Raw genomic sequence first — 17,704 nt, 5'->3', positions numbered from 1 at the left:
CCTTTCGGTAGCCAGGCTGCCATCCCTACGGAAGGCCCTTTAGCTTTGCGTACCTACCTTTCGACAGGGCTGCGTTTATCGTTGGAAGGAGTTTGGATTCCTTCTTACCCTAAGTATCGACTTTTTTTTACCAAAATTTAATAGGTAATGTGCATGAATTTACAGATTTTCGCGCATTTTCGACAGTTCGGCTATGAATATTCATCAATTCGTCTTTTTTTTTCATTTTTACGAAGAAATTTATGAAATAAATTGGTGACGAGAAATTTCATTCCAATTCATGCAAAAACGTACAATATCCTCCTCGATCAGCTCAGACCCCGTCTGCACCTCAATCAAATCCACATCGGTCACGGCCAAAATGCTGTGCTTCGTTCCTTCAGGAATGCGCACGACATCACCAGCCTTCACCTTGTGCAGCTTTTCATTCAAAATAATTTCAGCTTCACCACTAATAATGGTCCAAATTTCACTTCGTTTGAAATGCAACTGGTAGCTGATATTTTTACCTTTGTGCACGCGGATTCGTTTGGTCAGCACCTCGTTGCCTTCATCGTACTTTACATAATCCACAACCCGATACTGCCCCCAACGACGCTCCTCATACATCGGGCGCTGATCATGAGCCTTAAGCACTTCCTTAATGCGCGGGCTTTCCGCCTTATTGGTCACAAGAATGCCGTCCGGGCTGGCGGCAACAATGAGATCATTCGTCCCGATAATCGCCACAGGAATGTCCAGCTCGTTAATGAGGCTTGTGTTGACGCAATCCTCCGTTACTACCCCTCTGCCCACTTGCTGATGAGACATTTCCTCTGTGAGCGTATTCCAGGTGCCCAAGTCCTTCCAGAATCCATCATACGGAAGAACCACAATGTCCTTCTCCTTCTCGACTACTTCATAGTCAAAGCTGATTTTTTCCAGAGATGCGTATTGCTTTTGCATTTCTTCATAGTTCAGCGGCAAACCCTTGGCTGCCAAGATATCAAGCAAATAGCTTAATTTGAATGCAAAAACCCCGCAGTTCCATAGAGCATTGCGTTCCATTAGACGCTCCGCCTGCTCACGGTCGGGTTTCTCTTGAAAATGGCTCACTTCACGGTAGCCTGTGCTACCTTGGGTGGCATCGTTTTTCGGAATAATATAACCATATTTCTCAGATGGATAGGAAGGGACAACCCCAATTAATGCAAGCTTGCCTTCACTCTCCTGAAGTGTGTGCTCCAACTGGGCGACTGTAGCAAAAAAAGCATCCTCTACATAAGGATCTACAGGCAATATAGCAATAACTTCATCAGGCGAAACACCAGCAATCGAGTATAGATAAGTCGCTGTCAGTGCAATGGCAGGAAAGGTATCTCTGCGTTCCGGCTCAACAATGATACGTATATCCTGTCCGACCTGGCTCTGGATCATTTCGACCTGTGCTCTCCCTGTCGCAATAAACGAGGACTCGGATAATTGGTTGTCCCCCAACTGTCTCCATACCCGCTGCACCATAGATTCCGAAATCCCCTCCGGGCTCTCCAGTACCTTTAAAAATTGTTTGGAACGGGAATCATTGGACAAAGGCCATAATCTTTTACCGGAACCACCAGACAAAAGCACGAGCTTCATAACTCTCCACTTCCTCTCTATAATGTATGGGTGATCGTTCTGATGATGAGTTGACTACCCGCTACGGTATGGATTTGATCTTACGATCGCTGTTGGACCGGGATTCATTCGATTGTATGAGACATTTAATTGTAAGAATCCCACCAAGCTTATGCTTCCGATGCGAGCTTTCCTTTGGAAAGCTTTCAGGCGAACGCTTCGCTTCTCCAGCTTCAAATCCATCCCTGCGCTACTCAAAAATGCATCATATCGATCATACCGTTTATTGCAAAAGGCACGACCGGACATTATTAAGTCCGGTCAGCCTGTAAAAATCTCACGCCTTCGGCGCAGCCGCATGGCGGCCTTGATCGGAAGGAGCGGCTTCAATCGTGCCGCTCCTTCCGATACGCCCTCCCTGCTCCCACCCCATAAGGTGGGAGATTAAAAACCGTGACTCCACGGCGGAAAGCAGCGGAGCGGGCAGAATTGTTCTGAAGAAGCGTAGCGTTTGCCTTTATCCCCGGATTTTAACCTTTGAATGTTTTACACAATCAAGAAAATCCGGGGGTAACAGCAATCGGAAGAACAATCTGCACGCGCAGCGCCTCCAACCCCGCCACAGTCACTTTTTAAACTTCCACCTTATCCCGATTCCACCCGCTCATCCGCGGACGACCCACGGAGTAGTATTCCAGCCCGGAGCTTTGAATCTGATCCTCTGTGAATACATTACGGCCGTCAATCAGAACAGGCTTGTGCAAAAGGGAAGCCAGTTGTACAAGATCGACTTTTTTGAACTCTTCCCAATCTGTCAGCAAGCACACGGCATCGCTTCCTTCGGCGGCTTGCTGCGGGGAGGAGCACCATACAATATTCGGGTGATTCACACGCTCCTTGAATTTATCCATCGCAATCGGATCATACAGCTTCACAATAGCGCCTGCCTGAATGAGCGTTTCTACGATTTCCAGCGCCGGTGCTTCACGAATGTCATCTGTATTCGGTTTGAAGGACAAGCCCCAAATACCGATCGGCACGCCATGCAATTGACCCAGCGATTCACGCAGCTTGGATACGATCATGAAACGCTGGTCTGTATTCACCTCGACTACCGATTTTAACAATTTAAATTCATAGTCTACATTACCCGCAATTTGGATGAGCGCATTCGTATCTTTCGGGAAGCAGGAGCCCCCGTACCCGATACCTGCTTGCAGGAAAGAGGAGCCAATCCGTTTGTCCATGCCCATACCGTCAGCCACGCAGGTTACGTCCGCGCCAACCTTTTCGCAAATATTGGCGATTTCATTAATGAATGAAATTTTGGTTGCCAGAAATGCGTTGGATGCATATTTGATCATTTCAGCACTGCGGATATCCGTCACATAGATTTTATCCGTGAACACCTGATGCAGGGTAACCATCGTTTCACGCAGCCCGGCATTGTCCAGACCTATAATGACGCGATCCGGGTGGAGTGTATCGTTGATGGCAGAGCCCTCTCTCAGAAATTCCGGAGCAGATACGATGTCGAAGGACAAATTCGTATGCTGGGACACTACGTCTTTGATCTTTTCGTTTGTTCCGACAGGTACAGTACTCTTGGTCATAATAATCTTGTACCCGTTCATCGCTTTGCCAACATCGGCAGCCGCCTGCTCAATGTAAGACAGATTCGCTTCACCGTTAGCCAGAGAAGGTGTACCCACCGCCAAAATAACGATATCCGACCGACGTACCGCATCGGTCAAATCCGAGGTGAACTCCAAACGGCCAGCTTCCTTATTCAGCGAGATCAATTCCTCAATACCAGGTTCATAAATCGGAGATTCCGCCCGGTTCAGCATATCGATTTTATACTGCTCCAGATCGACACAAATCACCTCATTACCTTTATGTGCAAAACACACGCCCGAGACGAGCCCAACATATCCAGTACCGATTACAGCCAGCTTCATTCTGTTCATCCTCCTTTTAGAAAGTTCACATAGGCTTGCTCTACATACTTTTTCAATTGATCCTTGAACGTATTTTCATCAAATTTACGGGCATGGGTGATAATGTCATCCACATTCCATGCATGCTGCTCGACCCTGGCGACTGCTTCCAGCACATCGTCCACCTCATGCTTGCGGAAAAACACACCGTTCACATTCGGGACAATGGTATCCAGCGCGCCTCCGCCCTGAAAAGCGATGACAGGCCGTCCGGCTGCATTCGCCTCCAAAGGCGTAATACCGAAGTCCTCTTCTCCCGGAAAAACGAGCGCCCGGCATTCTGCCATCAGCTTGTTAACCTCTTGATCCTCAAGCCTGCCGAGAAATTCAATGTTCGGGGAAGCCATGGACTCCAGTCTTTTACGGTCCGGTCCTTCACCGACAATGCGCAGCTTGAGACCGTTGCGTTTGAATGCCTCGATCGCCAGATCGATGCGCTTGTAGGACACCAATCGGGATACGATCAGGTAATAATCACCGATGCTTGCAGCACGTTCGAAACGGGACGTATTAATAGGAGGGAAAATAACATCCGCCTCCCGTTGGTAATAGTGCAGAATTCTCCGCTTGACGACGGAAGAATTGGCGACAAACTGGTCTACGTTGCGAGAAGTTTTGGCATCCCATGTTTTCAACCGATTCATGTACAGCTTTAGCATGCTTTTGAGCAGGTTGGATTTGGACTGCCGGGCCATATATGTATCGTAATCCCAGGCAAACCGCATCGGTGTGTGACAGTAACAAATGTGAAACGTATGTTTAGGTACCTGGATGCTTTTCATAAATGCGCTGCTGGAGCTTAAAACAATGTCGAAATCCCTAAAATCAAAATCACGGATAGCGATGGGATACAGCGGCAGCACTCCTTTGAAATTGGCCTTCACTCCCGGGAGGTTCTGCAGCCAGGTGGCTCTAATATCCGCATCCTTCAAGTTGCTCGACAGGCGTTCGTCGCTGAACACCGTTGTGAAGATCGGAGCCTCCGGATACATATCGTGGAATACCTCTACCACCCTTTCTGCCCCGCCCATTTGGATTAAGTAATCGTGTGCTATCGCTATTTTCATCTGAATCATCCTTTAACGCGAATGTCGGTCAGACTCCTGCCAACAAACCCTTATAGTAATGAACTATATCCTTAACCGTGTTCTCGATGACAAAATGCTGCTTGACCCGTTCCATTCCTTTCTCACCCATTTGCTGACGTTCCTGTGGATGCTCCAGCATCCAGCGGATGGCCGTCTCCAGCTTGGCCGGGTCGCCCGGTTCAATGAGCAGTCCGGTTTCGCCCGGCACTACAGTTTCCTTGGGTCCACCCTCATTTGAGGCAATCACTGGCAGCCCTGCCGCCATGCCCTCAATAATGACCTGGCCGAATGGTTCCGGCGTAATAGAGGTGTGGATCAGCAAATCACAGCGCTGCATCAGGCCTTGAATGTCATCGACATGTCCCAGCAGATTGACGTTATCCAGCCCGTATTCGCGCATCGTGGATTCCAAGCGGCGCTTATACTCCTCTTCACCGAACAATGCATCTCCAGCCAGCCAGAATTTCACTCGCTTATCCGGTAAAAAGGAGCGGGCTGCGTCCAGTAAAATATGCTGCCCCTTCCATTCAGCCAGTCTGCCGACCAGTACGACGTTAAACGAGTCATCGCTCCGTGGATTTGCAGACGCATCACGAGCCGTGATGGCTTTGGCAAAAGCGGAGTAGACGACGAGCGTCTTTTTGTCCGGGGGCAGCTCCAGCGCACTCAGCGTGGATTTGGAATTGGCAATGACACCATTGGGCAAAAAACGCGACATCAGCCGGATGCCTTTGGCTACGATCGGCTTCAGATAAGGTGGACCAATGTGGTCACGGATGTGCCAGATCAAAGGAAGCTTTGCCGACTTGGCAGCTACTGCACCATACAGCGCAGACTTGAGCGAGTTGGTGTGAACACACACGACCTTTTCCTCACGGAGCAAGGGCGCAAGTTTTCTGCCGTAAGCCAGCAGTCGATAGGCTGCCGCAGGCGCACCCAGATTCACAGCGTTACGCCCCCGATTACGAATCGAATCGTCCAGTGGAACGATACGCACGTCGATATCGCGCTGTCGAAGACGATCTGCCAAATCCCCCTCCTCCGCCAAAATGACAAGCGGGTCGATATGTTCCCCGATATTCGTCAGGATGTTATACAACGCGACCTCACCACCGCTCCATCTTGCCGTATGGTCAATATAAGCCACTCTCATCATTTCGCCGCCGCCTTTCTTTCAAGGACCTGCCGGAACACATCTTCCACCTGCTCCGCTACATGTCCCCACGTATATTTGCTCAGCACATGGTCCCGGCACTCCCTTGCATTCGGAAGAAGCTCAGGATGATCCAGCGCACGCAGGAGTCCCTCAGCAATGGCCTCACTGTCTGTTCCCCTGAACAATAGCTCGGGTCGGAATCCTCTTAAAATCTCCTTGTTGCCGCCCACAGGAGTAGCCAGCACCGGCAGCCCTGAAGCCATCGCCTCCACCGTGATCAGACCGAAGCCCTCCAGCGCCTGTGTCGGCACAACGAATAGATTTGAAGCCTGATGATACAGCGGAAGCTCCTCATCTGATACATAACCGAGCAGCCGAACATGGTTCTGAAGGTTGTATTCCGCCACCTTGGAAGCCAGTTCCTCCATCAAGGGGCCCTTCCCCCCAATCAACAGCAGATGATCAGGATGACGCTCAGTTACCCGTCGCCATGCTTCGAGCAGCTGCAGCAGTCCCATCCGGTTAACAAGGCGACGGACGGTCAGCACAATCGTCGCATTTTGCGGCAAATTCAGCCGTTCCCGCACGGCTCCCCGATCCTCTGCCGGATGGAACCTTTCTACATTCGCCGCACCAGGAATAATATGGATTTTGCTAAGCGGAACCTTATAGTACTCATGCAAGATATCCCGAAAGGTCTCGCTCAGCACTATAAATTTATCCGCCAGACCATAGGCCTTCATCTCAATGGATTTAGCCATTGTCGTTTTCAGCAGATGCTTGAGGCCCTGCCCTTCAATCTTCATTTCCTCTGTCCACGGGCCGTGGAAAGTAGTAACTACGGGAATTCCGCGTTTTTTCGCCTCCAGCGCCGGTCCGACACCATAGGGGGCAAAATGGGAATAAAGCACATCCACCGGTTGCTTGTCGAACAACTCAGCTGCATATTTTTGCATGAGATCTCTACGCTTCCAAATGGATTGCTGCTTACTCCCAATCGAATGAATTCGAACACGGCCTTGCGCCTGCGGCTGCTCGTCAGTACAGATCAAAGCATCCAGCGTATTGCGCTCTGCCGTCAGCTGCTCACAGATGGATTTGAAATACGTGTTTAGCCCACCTGGCTGCAGGGACGGCCAGCTAAGCCCCGTTGCCGCAATCCGAAATCCGTTATTGTACGACATAGCTGGTTTCTCCTTTCTGCTCAGTCTGTTCGTCATCCACAATCTTTAACTTTTTTCGCCGCTTGGTCAGCTCATAGTGCTTGAAGCAGACGAGAAACTCATACATTACCCAGAAGACCGCTACGGCAAAGCCTGCCACCCCCTTGCGGTATAAGCCCTGAACAAAATACTTCTGGACAAAGCGAGCAGGAGGCCGCAGCAGCAGTCTGGTAATCCGAAAGGATTTGCCTTTGTTAAATGCCGTCTCCGCTTCCAGATCCGTATATTTGTTAAAACGGGTCATATGATCGCTAATGCTGCGGAAGCCGTAATGCCATAGCACCCCGTCCAGATTGACGATCTGGGAAGAAGCTACATCCGGCATTTCATGAACAAGACTGTTCGTGATGCCATAAATACGCCGATTATACAGACGAACGAGGTACTCGCCTTTGTTCATCCATTTGCCGAGAAAATCGCCAATCCGGAACACGGAATATGCTTTGGCCGGATCATGAAGTGTTTCCTTCACCTTCAGCAACTCGCCAAGCAGCTCTGCATCCACCACTTCGTCCGTGTCGATCAGGAAAATCCAATCAAATTCCGCTTTATCAACACCGAACATGCGCTGCTTTGCATAGCCCGGCCACGGGTTGGAAAACACCCGACAGCCCAATGATTCAGCTACCTGAATCGTGTTGTCCTTGCTCCCTCCGTCAATGACGACGATATCGTCCGCAAAGGGCTTGCAGGATTCAATGGCAGCCGTGATGCGAATGCCATCATCCTGAGCGATAATAACTACGGATATCCGATTGTCCGCGGGAACGCTAGACATGTGGTTCATTAGCGGGTGCCTCCTTCTTTATCTAACCGTTAACTGGCTTTTTCCGGATGTAGTGTGACATTGTTGATCGGAGCCATTGAAAATCTTGTTTGGAAATAACCAGTCTTGGAATTTTCATTTTCAGAACGAATTTAACATTGCATAAAATGAAAACGAACCGTAGAATCCCCGAGGACAGCATAGCTATCCCTGCACCCGTCAAACCGTATTTTGGAACAAGTATGGACAACAATGGGATTACGAGCGCCAATCCAACACCTTGTAAAATGGTCACCAGCTTGGGCTTGCCCAGCGCCATAAATTGTTGTGCCAATACCATAGTTCCTCCACTGATAGCAACCTCAAGCACCAGAAACCGGAATACCGTAAGTGCTTGCTTAAACTCTGGACCATATAACAATGTAAATACGAACGGAGCAATCAACGTCAGCATTACTGCAGCCAGAACGGTTACCGTCGAAGTCACGCGAAATGCCCGAAACGTGATTGCTACCGCATCCTCCTTATTCAACCCGGAGGCTTTGGGGAAGAGCACGACAATAATCGAGGTTGAAAATACATTCACCATTCGGGCCAGACTGACTGCTACCGCATACAAACCGAGATCAGCCGGTCTGAGCAGGCCTGCAATCAGAATCTGGTCAATATATGTAGAAACCTGCCCCATCAGATCGTTTCCATATGATCCCATACCGTAGGTGAAGAGATTTTTGAATTGTGTCCAGCTGTTCTTTATCCTTGGTTTGTACAGCCGAATCATTCGAATCGTCACACCGATATAAATCGGCAAGCCTGGCAGCAAATAGGCCAGTGCTGAGGTGTATGGGCTGATATGACCCGTCAGGATCAGAATCGCCAGACCCAGCAGCGTACAGAGCGGTACGAGATAACGAAACAAATTGTACTGCTTGTATTCCGATCGAACTTGAAGCAATGCATTATTGATTTGTGAAATCGCAATGAGCGGACACATTATCATGGAGCATTGCGCAAACAGAATGACCGATGGGGAAAAGGAGCGCAGCCAATAAGGAATCAAAAACACTCCGACGAGTGTCGCCAAGCCACCGAACATCGCAGCCAGCAGCAAAGCGAGACCATACAGCTTGCCCGTTTCCTCCGGTTTTTTTTTCGCATTGTAGATCAAGGCAGACGGTACACCGAAGCTCATGCAGAAGGCGAGAAACTGAGACCAGTTCACCATGGCGGTCTGTTCCCCGCGTCCGGTAGGACCCAAGAATCGGGCCGTCAGCACACCAGTCAGCATATTCACGACGAGAATCAGCATGCTGAATATCATCGTTTTTACTGCTGCCGAGCTATTATCCTTGCTTTTGGCAAAGCGAATCACCGTAGACCATAGTGTCCGGACAGGTGCGGATAATGTTTGTAAGTTTTGCACAGCCTTTACCTTCTTTCCGCGATGACATCTTTCGCCCACATTCCTATTCCGATCATCATCCAGATCAGATAGCCGCGCATACCAGGAAAACCGTTATCTGATATCAGACTGGCTACAGCTCCAGCCCACGTAGCCAGCGCCAATCTGATGTAAGGCTGATTGGAATCTCGCTCGGCAATACGGACAAGGAGGCGCTTGATGATAACGAACAGGCCACCGAAGAAAAAGAATGCTCCGAAAATACCGAAGGTGAGGAAAATGGCAATATAGCCATTATCCATAATTCCAAGTTCGCCAAGATCGCCGCCGTTATCCAGCTTGGTTCCAATTCCTACACTCCCGATCCCCTGTCCGACCGGATTGCCGACAATCGCCGGAAGCATCGTATTTAGCAAATCCAGGCGCTCATTGTACGAATGATCCTGTTGAATATCCGTCAATGTCTGCATGCGAGCCACCAGACCCTCTGCACCCGGGAGTTTGGGAACAATTATATAGAGAAGAAGACCGACGACAGCAAGTTGAAACAAGGTCTTCCACTTTCCTTTAGAGGATGAACTGAGAATGTAGGCCAGCAACATGACGAATGCAATCAGCCAGGCCGAGCGCACCAGCGTGACCAAGAGACACACAACCGTCAGCAGGATGCCAAGCCATCCCAAAGTTCCGCGCCACCGTTTTTCCATCAGCATCGGTACAAGAGCCATCGCCAGGAAAATAGCGCAAGGACCAGGCGAGTTCATAGAAGAGAAAACTCTAATTTGAAGCGGCTCTGGTATGCCAATGGAGTTCATTTCTACATGATTCATCCAGAAGGCATCCCAGGGAGGGACCGTCAAATACTGAATAATGCCGTAAATCGCCACAAGCACAGCAATATTGGCATATGAATACAGCAGCCGGTCCAGCTCCTTCGCCTTCATAGGCTTAATCGCAAGATAGGGCAGCAGGAGCAAAGGAATCACATAGTTGGCCAAATCATAAGCAAAAACAATGCCATTTTTGAACAACCCGACGACACTTCCGTAGCCCAATTCTATGCCAAAGAATACAGCAATCCGGGTCAGAGGTTTTTCTGCCTCATGAATGCCTCGCAGCACGGGAATAATCAACATGCTGCTCACCAGCAGTGGTGCCAAGCTCAACAAGGAAACCGAGTGATACGTCCCTTCCAGCCAGTCTGCAATACGACGGATTTCCGGGCCCACTGCCCACACCAGCAATGTGTAAGGAATCAGCAGCCGTGATTGAAAAATCGCCAGCAGGAAGGCTGGAAAAACGAGCGCTAGCAATATGGCTCCCTGCTGGCTCGTGGTGGGATTCAGCTTGGCGCTGACAAATCCGATGGCGAGCGGCAGCATGCAAGCCAGCAACCCCACGCCGATCATGCCGATTCCACGTCGATTTCCCAATCCAATGGAAACCTGCTGATCTGTCAACCGACTCATATTTCTCACCCCTGACCTCCCTTCATCCGCTCCTGCTTGAACATTTCCTTAAACAGCAGCACAAGAAACTGGGAATCCTCAATCAAATATCTTTTCCACAAACGTTTGGGTTCCTGAGACAACCGCCAAAACCATTCAAATCCCGTCTTCTGCATCAGCTTCGGTGCCCTCTTCACATTTCCAGACAGAAAATCAAAGGTTGCTCCCACCCCAATCGAAATCGGAGCGCGGTAAGTCTCATAATATCTGTAAATCCATTTTTCCTGTTTAGGTGCGCCTACGCCTACAAAAACGATGTCCGGGCGAGCCTCTTGAAGCAAGTGGACAATGTGTCTGTTCTCTTCCTCATTTTTCTCAAAGCCATAGGAAGGAGAATAGCAGCCCACCACATTCATATTCGGATACGATTCCTGGAGATTGCGCATGGCCTTCTCCGGTATACCGTCAGCCGCACCCAGAAAAAACAGTCGATAGCCTCGATCCTCAAATGCCTCTCCCAGCCGGGTGAACAAATCTGATCCCGACACCTTTTGCTTGAGGGGCTTTTTCAGCAACTTGGACGCCCATATGATAGGCATTCCATCGGCCACTACAGCTCCTGCGTCCGAATATACCTTGCGGAATTCATCATCCTTGCGAAGCTTGATTACATGATCGACATTACAGGTCAAAATGTAGGAATGACGCTGATGTACAATAGAAGTATCTATAAATTCGAGTAGATCGTTAAAATCGTAATTATCAAAGTTGACATCGAACATGTTCACTCTGCTCATCGTATCACTTCTCTTTGCAAAAATCGGTTTGGGTAGACGTCTGGTATAACGCGTTCAAATACCAGCAGAACGGAATAATCATCTGAACCGTCGACAACGTGTTATCTGAAAACGAATAGATCAGAAAGCCCGCAATTAAGCTTGCAAAATAAGGTTTGATCGATTTGGCAAGCGACCGGTAAATGAGAACGAACACGACCAGCAATGAAAGCATTAATAGCCCGCAGCCGATATATCCCGTGTCAAAATAGAAGCGTATATACTCGTTATGCGGTACAACAAAGCCATTGAATAGCGTCCCGTCGTTCGCGACCGTTACTGCACCCAGCCCTCTGCCTGACCACGGGTAATCATGTACTTTGTTCAAAAAATATTCCCATGCCTCCGAGCGCCCCGACAGGTCAATGCCTGTATCGGTCTCCCGCTCGAAGGAGCGTTTTTTTAAATTGTTCCATTGCAGGGCCACCGCCCCCAGAGCAACCAAAAACGATCCGGCCAGCGGTAGCAAATAATTGACTCTACCCTTGAGGTACTGACGGGCAATATCAAACAAATACACAGCAAACATCAATAGCAATGCCAGAATCGGTCCACGTGTACCGGTGGCGATCAAGATCAGAAAATTGAATGCCAGTACAGTGTAATAAAAGGCAGCTTGCTTCGGTTTGCGCTTGATCTCAATCAGAGAGACAGCAATTCCGAGAAAGGAGAGCATCGCCAGATGCGGCGGTATGTTCGCTCCTTGTATTCTCACCGCGCCCGTAAATTCCACATCGGTAAACGAATGCAGCCCTACGGTCTGCAGGCCCAATCCAATGATCACACTGATGATCGGCAGTAGACTGATCAGCCGGATATGCTTATCTGCGACATCCTTTTTCCACTGAATCAATAGAAAAATGAAGGGGAGTGATAATCCGACGAACGCCTTCACTGCAATCGAGGTCGTCAGCAAAGGCAGCCATGCTGAAAATCCAAATGTAATCCCCAGCATGATTACCAATGCCCAGACCGGATAGCTGAACTTGAGACGAATGCCATACACGAGCATGCAAGGCACCAGCAGAGCCAAAATGCCCAATTTGTATAATGACAAAATCTCGATGCCGAACACGCCGCCCTGATACAGGGAATCTACCGATACCGCTGTACTTAGCAAAACCGCATAGCTAATGCGCTCCGGGTGATGGATCGAAACGACCAGCAGAAGCAGCAAGCATACCGCAGCAATACTGACTACAGGCTGATAAGTAGCCGCAATTCCTACAGCAAGAGCGCCCAGCAGAAAAATAAAAACATGCTGTATGGTGTTTATTCTGGAAGTCCAAGGATAATTACTCATGTTCAATCTTTCACCCCGCAGCTGACTCGCTTTTCCGGTTGCGCAATGTATCCAGCGTCCCACGAATACTTTCAAACCTGCACCGGTTCAACAGCTTCCTGCCCTCAGTACGTGCCAGCAGGGAATCCACCGTGATGTATAACACTTTGGCTGCCGTCTTTGCCATCAGCATGACGTTGCCGAGCAAGCCTGCGGCCTGAGCAGCGTTAGACATGCCCTGACAGTAGTAGCGGTTCATGATCCATTCCTTCTTTAACCGTGTAGCCGGAACAAAATGCTTCACAGCCATGTGGGGATGGTACATGATCGTCCCACCATTTTTACGAATTTGCTCAAATACCCATGATTCTTCACCAGACAAAAGGATATCTCCCTTTCTGCCCAAGTGAAGCGGGAACATGACGGCAGCAAAGGCTGTTTTGCGCATAGCCATGTTGGCTCCAAACGGATTCAGTCCCACCGGATATTCGCGGACCGCGTTCCCCAGATCAATTATCGTGTAAGGAAGCTCAAGCGGGCCTGTTAGCCACCCCGGTCGTTCCACCTCAAACATAGGTTCAATTTTTCCACCCATTGCCGTCAGCTCGGGATTGTTCCCGAAGGCCGCCATAATCGTTTGCAGCCATGTAACACACGGGATCGCATCATCATCCAGAAAAGCAATGACTTCTGCTCTCGATAACGTAATGCCCGCATTACGAGCAGCGGACAATCCTTGTTCGCGCTCATAATGATACCGAAGGTGAATATCCTGACCATGTGCGACACTAAATCTTTTGATCGTTGCCGCTGTATGATCGGTGGATCGGTTATCGACCACAATGATCTCGGCCAGCGCAAGGTCCTCCAGCTCCAACAGGGACATTAACGTTTTTTCCAGCAGGTCCGCCCGGTTATAGGTGCAAATAACGACGGACACTGCGGGACATCGCTTGAATGCATCCATCAGTAAGCATCCTTGGAGAACAGCATTTTAACGCCTGTTTTCATGATGATTTTAAGATCGAGCCACGTATTGCGAGCATGAATATACTTCAAATCCATTTGCACCATTTCTTCGAAGCCTACGCTGTTACGTGCGCTCACCTGCCAGTAGCCGGTACATCCCGGTGTTACAATCAGGCGTTGCTTGTCATAATCGGAGTATTGCTCGACCTCGCTTGGCAGCGGAGGGCGAGGACCCACCAATGACATGTCCCCGACCAACACATTCCACAGCTGCGGAATCTCATCAATACTCGTCTTGCGTAAAAAGCTGCCAATCTTCGTAATCCGAGGGTCGTTTTTAATTTTGAACATGGCGCCGCTCACTTCATTCAGCTCCATCAAGTCCTTTTTCAGCTCCTCGGCATTGGACACCATTGAACGGAATTTATACATGTTGAATAACTTCTCATTCTTGCCCACCCGAATTTGCTTGAAAAACACGCTTCCCTTTGGATCTTCGAGCTTGATCATTACACCCACCACCACAAAAAGCGGAAGCAAGACGATCAAACCCACGAAAGACAGCAGCATATCAAGGAGACGCTTTGTGACCAGATAAGACGTTTTATCCTGAATTTGTGTATTTCCGTATGGCATGTAAAACGCTTTACCTGACATGACAGCCTCGCCGTCCTCCGGTAAATTTTCCATGCTCATGCTCACGTACCCCCTCTCAACCTGCTGTAGTTGCCTTCTCGGTCTTTTTTAACCATTCATTCATGGCCTCCATAACCGGATACTTCAGATCATCGCTGGCGAGTGCAAATTCAAGTGTAGTCAGAATATATCCGAGGCGCTCACCTACGTCATAACGTGTACCTTCAAAATCATAAGCGTACACGCGCTCGCTCTGATTCAGCTTTTGGATTGCATCCGTCAACTGAATTTCGCCGCCAGCTCCTTTTTCCTGAAGATCGAGATATTTAAAAATTTTCGGCGAGAACACATAGCGACCCATAATAGCCAAGTCTGATGGTGCTGTGCCTGGAGCCGGTTTTTCTATAAAATTGTTCACTCGGTACAAACGTCCGTCCTGCTGGTCCGGTTCAATGATGCCATAGCGGTTCGTGAATTCCATCGGAACCCGCTGCACGCCGATCACGGAATTTTGTGTTTCCTCATACTGATCCATCAGCTGACGCAGGCAAGGCTTCTGGCCTGTTACGATATCATCGCCCAGCAATACACCGAACGGCTCGTCCCCGATAAAACGTCTTGCGCACCATACCGCATGTCCAAGACCTTTAGGTTCCTTCTGGCGAATGTAGTGAATTTCCACTCCCGAAGAGCGCTGTACTTCCTCCAGAAGCTTCAGCTTGCCGTCCTCCAGCAGCTTCGATTCCAGCTCAAAGGCGTTGTCGAAGTGATCCTCAATCGCACGTTTGCCTTTACCCGTAACGATAATAATGTCCTCAATACCGGAAGCAATGGCTTCTTCAACGATATATTGAATCGTGGGCTTATTGATGATCGGAAGCATTTCCTTCGGCATCGCTTTTGTCGCAGGGAGGAAGCGTGTACCCAACCCTGCTGCTGGAATAATGGCTTTTTTCACTCTCTTCATCATCGCACTCATTCTCCTTGCTTCATCGAATTTTGGTGTTGCTTACTTCACCTGATTCATCACAATTCCAACCAGTGTTGCACTGGCCTGCTCCATGAGTTGCTTTGTTTTGCGTAGATCATCACGTTTGGTCCGGCCGTGCTTGGCAACGAGAATCACACCATCCGTCAAGCCTGCGATCAGGCGGGCATCCGTGTAGTTCAATGCCGGAGCCGAATCGAGCAGGATAATGTCGTATTCACGTTTCAGTTCTTCCAGCAGCTCTGTCATGCGCTCGCTGCCCAGTAGATCTGCTGCGTTATACAGGGTGTCTCCACCAGGAACAATCGATAGCTCCAGTCCGCCATGTCTAACGATAGATTTGGAAGAAGCGCCGCCGCGCAAATAAGCCGATAAACCCCCGGTATTCTCCACTCCGAATATCTCGTGCAACGCCGGTTTGTGCAGATTGCAATCCACCAAAGCCACTTTCTTGCCTTCTTGTGCAAAAGTGACCCCGATATTGGCGAGCAGGGTTGTTTTGCCCGCTCCGCTTTCCGGCGAGGTCAGCAGTAGAACCGTTCCGCGGTCCTTGTGTCCCATCACCTGCTGCCGGATGTATGTACGGAGGGAACGAAATGATTCGGAGATATACGATGAAGGATTGCTTTCTGTAATCAACATGTCATTCAATCGCAGCATATTTACGCTCCCCTACCCGTTCTTTAGAATTTCCGATGGCCCCGTCGGTGTCCTTCTTGCGGATGACCGGTATAGATGCAATCACCGGAAGGCCGATGTCTGCATCTGCCTCTTTTTCCGACCGCAGCGTACCATTAATACTTTCCAGGAACACAATCGTACCCAGCGCAATCATCAGCGATACGAGAAAACTAATCGCAATATTCATGAGCGGACTTCCATTAATCGGGTCAGGATTGGCCTGCGGGTCCGCTTCATTCAAAATTTTCACATTATTCAATTCCATCAATCCAGGAACCGTCTGCACGAATTTCTGGGCTACCGCGTTAACAACAGCTGCGGCCTGTGGATAGCTTCCTGCCTCAAAGGTCAAGCCGATAACCTGACTTTTATCCGAGGATTTAATCTGGAGCTTTTCTACCAGCTTTTCCTGCGTCAAACCGAACTCAGGATGAGTCGTTACGACAGCCTCCATAATTTTGGGTGAAGTGAGAATTTGCTTGTAGCTTTCCACCAAATTAAGACTTGTGTTGACGTCGTTCAGATTGTTGCTTCCCTGCTTGCCGGAAATGTGATTAATCAGTAGCTGGCTCGAAGCAGAATAGACCGGCTTTACGACAATGTTGCTCACAATGTAAGTCGTTACACATGAGAGAATGACAAAAATCGCAATCAGCCACAATCTTTTTTTGATCAGGACCAGATAATCCAAAATGGTTTTCTCCACAAAAATCCTCCCTCCTATACAATTTCTCTTCTTATTTAAGTATGACTTTATTGTAACAATTGGCTCTGTGAACGACATGGAACCGAATGGCACTTTCTCCCTCACTACAGGGGAAGGGGATTGTATACTTTTGGCTACGACATGGTATACTTTTGTACCATACTTTGTCGATTACAGAAAAATAAATCGAAAAAAAGCTCCAAAACCACCGGATTCGGTGATTTTGGAGCTTTTCCAACATTCGCACACGGAAGTGCATCACAGCTTATGGTGTCAGCGCATCATCATATTGGTTGGCTCATACTTCGCCAGACCAATGGCATTGGCATACAACGCTGCCTGCGTACGATCTGCCAGCCGCAGCTTGGCCAGAATCTGACTGACATGTTTTTTTACAGTAAACTCACTGATAAATAACCGGGATGCAATTTCGCGGTTGCAGGCACCCTGTCCCAGCTCGACCAACACTTCCTTTTCCTTCGGTGTCAGGTCGTCTGTCAGATTGCCAGCATCCTCGCGCAGCTTGTTTTCGAGAATAGCCGGATCATAATATTTGCGTCCTTTGTTGACCAGGTGAATCGCGTAAATTAGTTCCTCAGGCAAAGCCTCCTTAAGCACATAGCCGTCCACGGAAGCTTCCTCCGCTTTCAGAAAATCTTCACGTGTTGCAGAAGAGGTCAGCAAAATAAATTTGCTTCTGAACCCCCGCCCGCGCGCGACCTTTATAATATCCAGACCTGATTCGTCCGCTAGCTTCAAATCTAGCAGCACTAGGTCCGGATCCGTTTCCTCGATCACTACAAGTGCTTCCTGTTGATTCTGGGCCTCTCCCGCAAACTGAACATTGGGCTGCATGGATATAACCGCAGCAAGTCCTTTCCGTACTAAAGGATGATCATCGACAATGACAATTTTCATGATTCGGCC

Annotated in this window: 16 protein-coding genes and 1 riboswitch; all 16 genes read right to left on the bottom strand. The window is 49.1% G+C overall.

The features are described 5' to 3' along the window. Positions 1-3: 3 nt before the first annotated feature. Positions 4-84: riboswitch (cyclic di-GMP riboswitch) on the bottom strand. Between the two features lie 156 nt (positions 85-240). The 16 genes from BAZ21_RS07510 to BAZ21_RS07435 all read right to left on the bottom strand — a co-directional run bounded on the left by BAZ21_RS07510 (position 241) and on the right by BAZ21_RS07435 (position 17,695). Further along, complete coding sequence (locus BAZ21_RS07510; protein WP_068498623.1) at positions 241-1,617, bottom strand: sugar phosphate nucleotidyltransferase; 1,377 nt, start codon at positions 1,615-1,617, stop codon at positions 241-243. A gap of 611 nt (positions 1,618-2,228) precedes the next feature. Then, positions 2,229-3,557, bottom strand: coding sequence for a UDP-glucose dehydrogenase family protein (locus tag BAZ21_RS07505; RefSeq protein ID WP_068498620.1), 1,329 nt, complete (start codon positions 3,555-3,557; stop codon positions 2,229-2,231). A 5-nt stretch (positions 3,558-3,562) separates the two neighbouring features. Next, positions 3,563-4,663, bottom strand: a complete 1,101-nt coding sequence (locus BAZ21_RS07500; protein WP_007429207.1) for a glycosyltransferase — start codon at positions 4,661-4,663, stop codon at positions 3,563-3,565. 28 nt (positions 4,664-4,691) lie between these two features. Continuing rightward, the gene (locus BAZ21_RS07495) at positions 4,692-5,840 is read right to left on the bottom strand and encodes a glycosyltransferase family 4 protein (RefSeq protein ID WP_068498618.1); all 1,149 of its coding nucleotides are present in this window, start codon (positions 5,838-5,840) and stop codon (positions 4,692-4,694) included. After that, positions 5,837-7,024, bottom strand: a complete 1,188-nt coding sequence (locus BAZ21_RS07490) for a glycosyltransferase family 4 protein (protein WP_068498616.1) — start codon at positions 7,022-7,024, stop codon at positions 5,837-5,839. The genes BAZ21_RS07495 and BAZ21_RS07490 overlap by 4 nt, the downstream gene beginning before the upstream one ends. Continuing rightward, complete coding sequence (locus tag BAZ21_RS07485; protein ID WP_068498614.1) at positions 7,011-7,850, bottom strand: glycosyltransferase family 2 protein; 840 nt, start codon at positions 7,848-7,850, stop codon at positions 7,011-7,013. Before BAZ21_RS07485 ends, BAZ21_RS07490 begins: the two co-directional genes overlap by 14 nt. 22 nt (positions 7,851-7,872) lie before the next feature. Then, complete coding sequence (locus BAZ21_RS07480) at positions 7,873-9,252, bottom strand: lipopolysaccharide biosynthesis protein (RefSeq protein WP_068498612.1); 1,380 nt, start codon at positions 9,250-9,252, stop codon at positions 7,873-7,875. A 5-nt stretch (positions 9,253-9,257) separates the two neighbouring features. Continuing rightward, on the bottom strand, positions 9,258-10,700 hold the full coding sequence (locus tag BAZ21_RS07475) for an O-antigen ligase family protein (protein ID WP_068498609.1): 1,443 nt from the start codon (positions 10,698-10,700) through the stop codon (positions 9,258-9,260). Positions 10,701-10,705: 5 nt separating this feature from the next. Then, the gene (locus tag BAZ21_RS07470) at positions 10,706-11,476 is read right to left on the bottom strand and encodes a WecB/TagA/CpsF family glycosyltransferase (RefSeq protein ID WP_068498607.1); all 771 of its coding nucleotides are present in this window, start codon (positions 11,474-11,476) and stop codon (positions 10,706-10,708) included. A 4-nt stretch (positions 11,477-11,480) separates the two neighbouring features. Further along, the gene (locus BAZ21_RS07465; protein ID WP_068498605.1) at positions 11,481-12,818 is read right to left on the bottom strand and encodes an O-antigen ligase family protein; all 1,338 of its coding nucleotides are present in this window, start codon (positions 12,816-12,818) and stop codon (positions 11,481-11,483) included. Positions 12,819-12,828: 10 nt separating this feature from the next. Next, positions 12,829-13,764, bottom strand: a complete 936-nt coding sequence (locus tag BAZ21_RS07460; protein WP_068498603.1) for a glycosyltransferase — start codon at positions 13,762-13,764, stop codon at positions 12,829-12,831. After that, the gene (locus BAZ21_RS07455) at positions 13,764-14,462 is read right to left on the bottom strand and encodes a sugar transferase (RefSeq protein WP_068498600.1); all 699 of its coding nucleotides are present in this window, start codon (positions 14,460-14,462) and stop codon (positions 13,764-13,766) included. The genes BAZ21_RS07460 and BAZ21_RS07455 overlap by 1 nt, the downstream gene beginning before the upstream one ends. 16 nt (positions 14,463-14,478) lie before the next feature. Then, entirely contained in the window at positions 14,479-15,369 is an 891-nt protein-coding gene (gene galU, locus BAZ21_RS07450) for a UTP--glucose-1-phosphate uridylyltransferase GalU (protein ID WP_176718123.1), read from the bottom strand. Positions 15,370-15,411: 42 nt separating this feature from the next. Then, positions 15,412-16,050 (bottom strand): CpsD/CapB family tyrosine-protein kinase, encoded by a 639-nt coding sequence (locus BAZ21_RS07445; RefSeq protein ID WP_068498598.1) that lies wholly within the window; start codon positions 16,048-16,050, stop codon positions 15,412-15,414. Continuing rightward, entirely contained in the window at positions 16,034-16,777 is a 744-nt protein-coding gene (locus BAZ21_RS07440; RefSeq protein WP_176718116.1) for a YveK family protein, read from the bottom strand. The genes BAZ21_RS07445 and BAZ21_RS07440 overlap by 17 nt, the downstream gene beginning before the upstream one ends. A 273-nt stretch (positions 16,778-17,050) precedes the next feature. Then, positions 17,051-17,695, bottom strand: a complete 645-nt coding sequence (locus BAZ21_RS07435) for a response regulator (protein ID WP_007429194.1) — start codon at positions 17,693-17,695, stop codon at positions 17,051-17,053. Between the last annotated feature and the right edge of the window lie 9 nt (positions 17,696-17,704).

It is taken from the genome of Paenibacillus kribbensis (assembly GCF_001705305.1).
Taxonomy (GTDB): Bacteria; Bacillota; Bacilli; order Paenibacillales; family Paenibacillaceae; genus Paenibacillus; species Paenibacillus kribbensis_B.
This window is presented reverse-complemented; position numbering and strand designations above follow the sequence as displayed.

What these genes read in the sequence shown, in the direction of transcription:
- BAZ21_RS07510 (WP_068498623.1), bottom strand. Translation starts at nt 1,617, where the DNA reads ATGAAGCTCGTGCTTTTGTCTGGTGGTTCCGGTAAAAGATTATGGCCT.
- BAZ21_RS07505 (WP_068498620.1), bottom strand. Translation starts at nt 3,557, where the DNA reads ATGAAGCTGGCTGTAATCGGTACTGGATATGTTGGGCTCGTCTCGGGC.
- BAZ21_RS07500 (WP_007429207.1), bottom strand. Translation starts at nt 4,663, where the DNA reads ATGAAAATAGCGATAGCACACGATTACTTAATCCAAATGGGCGGGGCA.
- BAZ21_RS07495 (WP_068498618.1), bottom strand. Translation starts at nt 5,840, where the DNA reads ATGATGAGAGTGGCTTATATTGACCATACGGCAAGATGGAGCGGTGGT.
- BAZ21_RS07490 (WP_068498616.1), bottom strand. Translation starts at nt 7,024, where the DNA reads ATGTCGTACAATAACGGATTTCGGATTGCGGCAACGGGGCTTAGCTGG.
- BAZ21_RS07485 (WP_068498614.1), bottom strand. Translation starts at nt 7,850, where the DNA reads ATGAACCACATGTCTAGCGTTCCCGCGGACAATCGGATATCCGTAGTT.
- BAZ21_RS07475 (WP_068498609.1), bottom strand. Translation starts at nt 10,700, where the DNA reads ATGAGTCGGTTGACAGATCAGCAGGTTTCCATTGGATTGGGAAATCGA.
- BAZ21_RS07470 (WP_068498607.1), bottom strand. Translation starts at nt 11,476, where the DNA reads ATGAGCAGAGTGAACATGTTCGATGTCAACTTTGATAATTACGATTTT.
- BAZ21_RS07465 (WP_068498605.1), bottom strand. Translation starts at nt 12,818, where the DNA reads ATGAGTAATTATCCTTGGACTTCCAGAATAAACACCATACAGCATGTT.
- BAZ21_RS07460 (WP_068498603.1), bottom strand. Translation starts at nt 13,764, where the DNA reads ATGGATGCATTCAAGCGATGTCCCGCAGTGTCCGTCGTTATTTGCACC.
- BAZ21_RS07455 (WP_068498600.1), bottom strand. Translation starts at nt 14,462, where the DNA reads ATGAGCATGGAAAATTTACCGGAGGACGGCGAGGCTGTCATGTCAGGT.
- galU (WP_176718123.1), bottom strand. Translation starts at nt 15,369, where the DNA reads ATGAAGAGAGTGAAAAAAGCCATTATTCCAGCAGCAGGGTTGGGTACA.
- BAZ21_RS07445 (WP_068498598.1), bottom strand. Translation starts at nt 16,050, where the DNA reads ATGCTGCGATTGAATGACATGTTGATTACAGAAAGCAATCCTTCATCG.
- BAZ21_RS07435 (WP_007429194.1), bottom strand. Translation starts at nt 17,695, where the DNA reads ATGAAAATTGTCATTGTCGATGATCATCCTTTAGTACGGAAAGGACTT.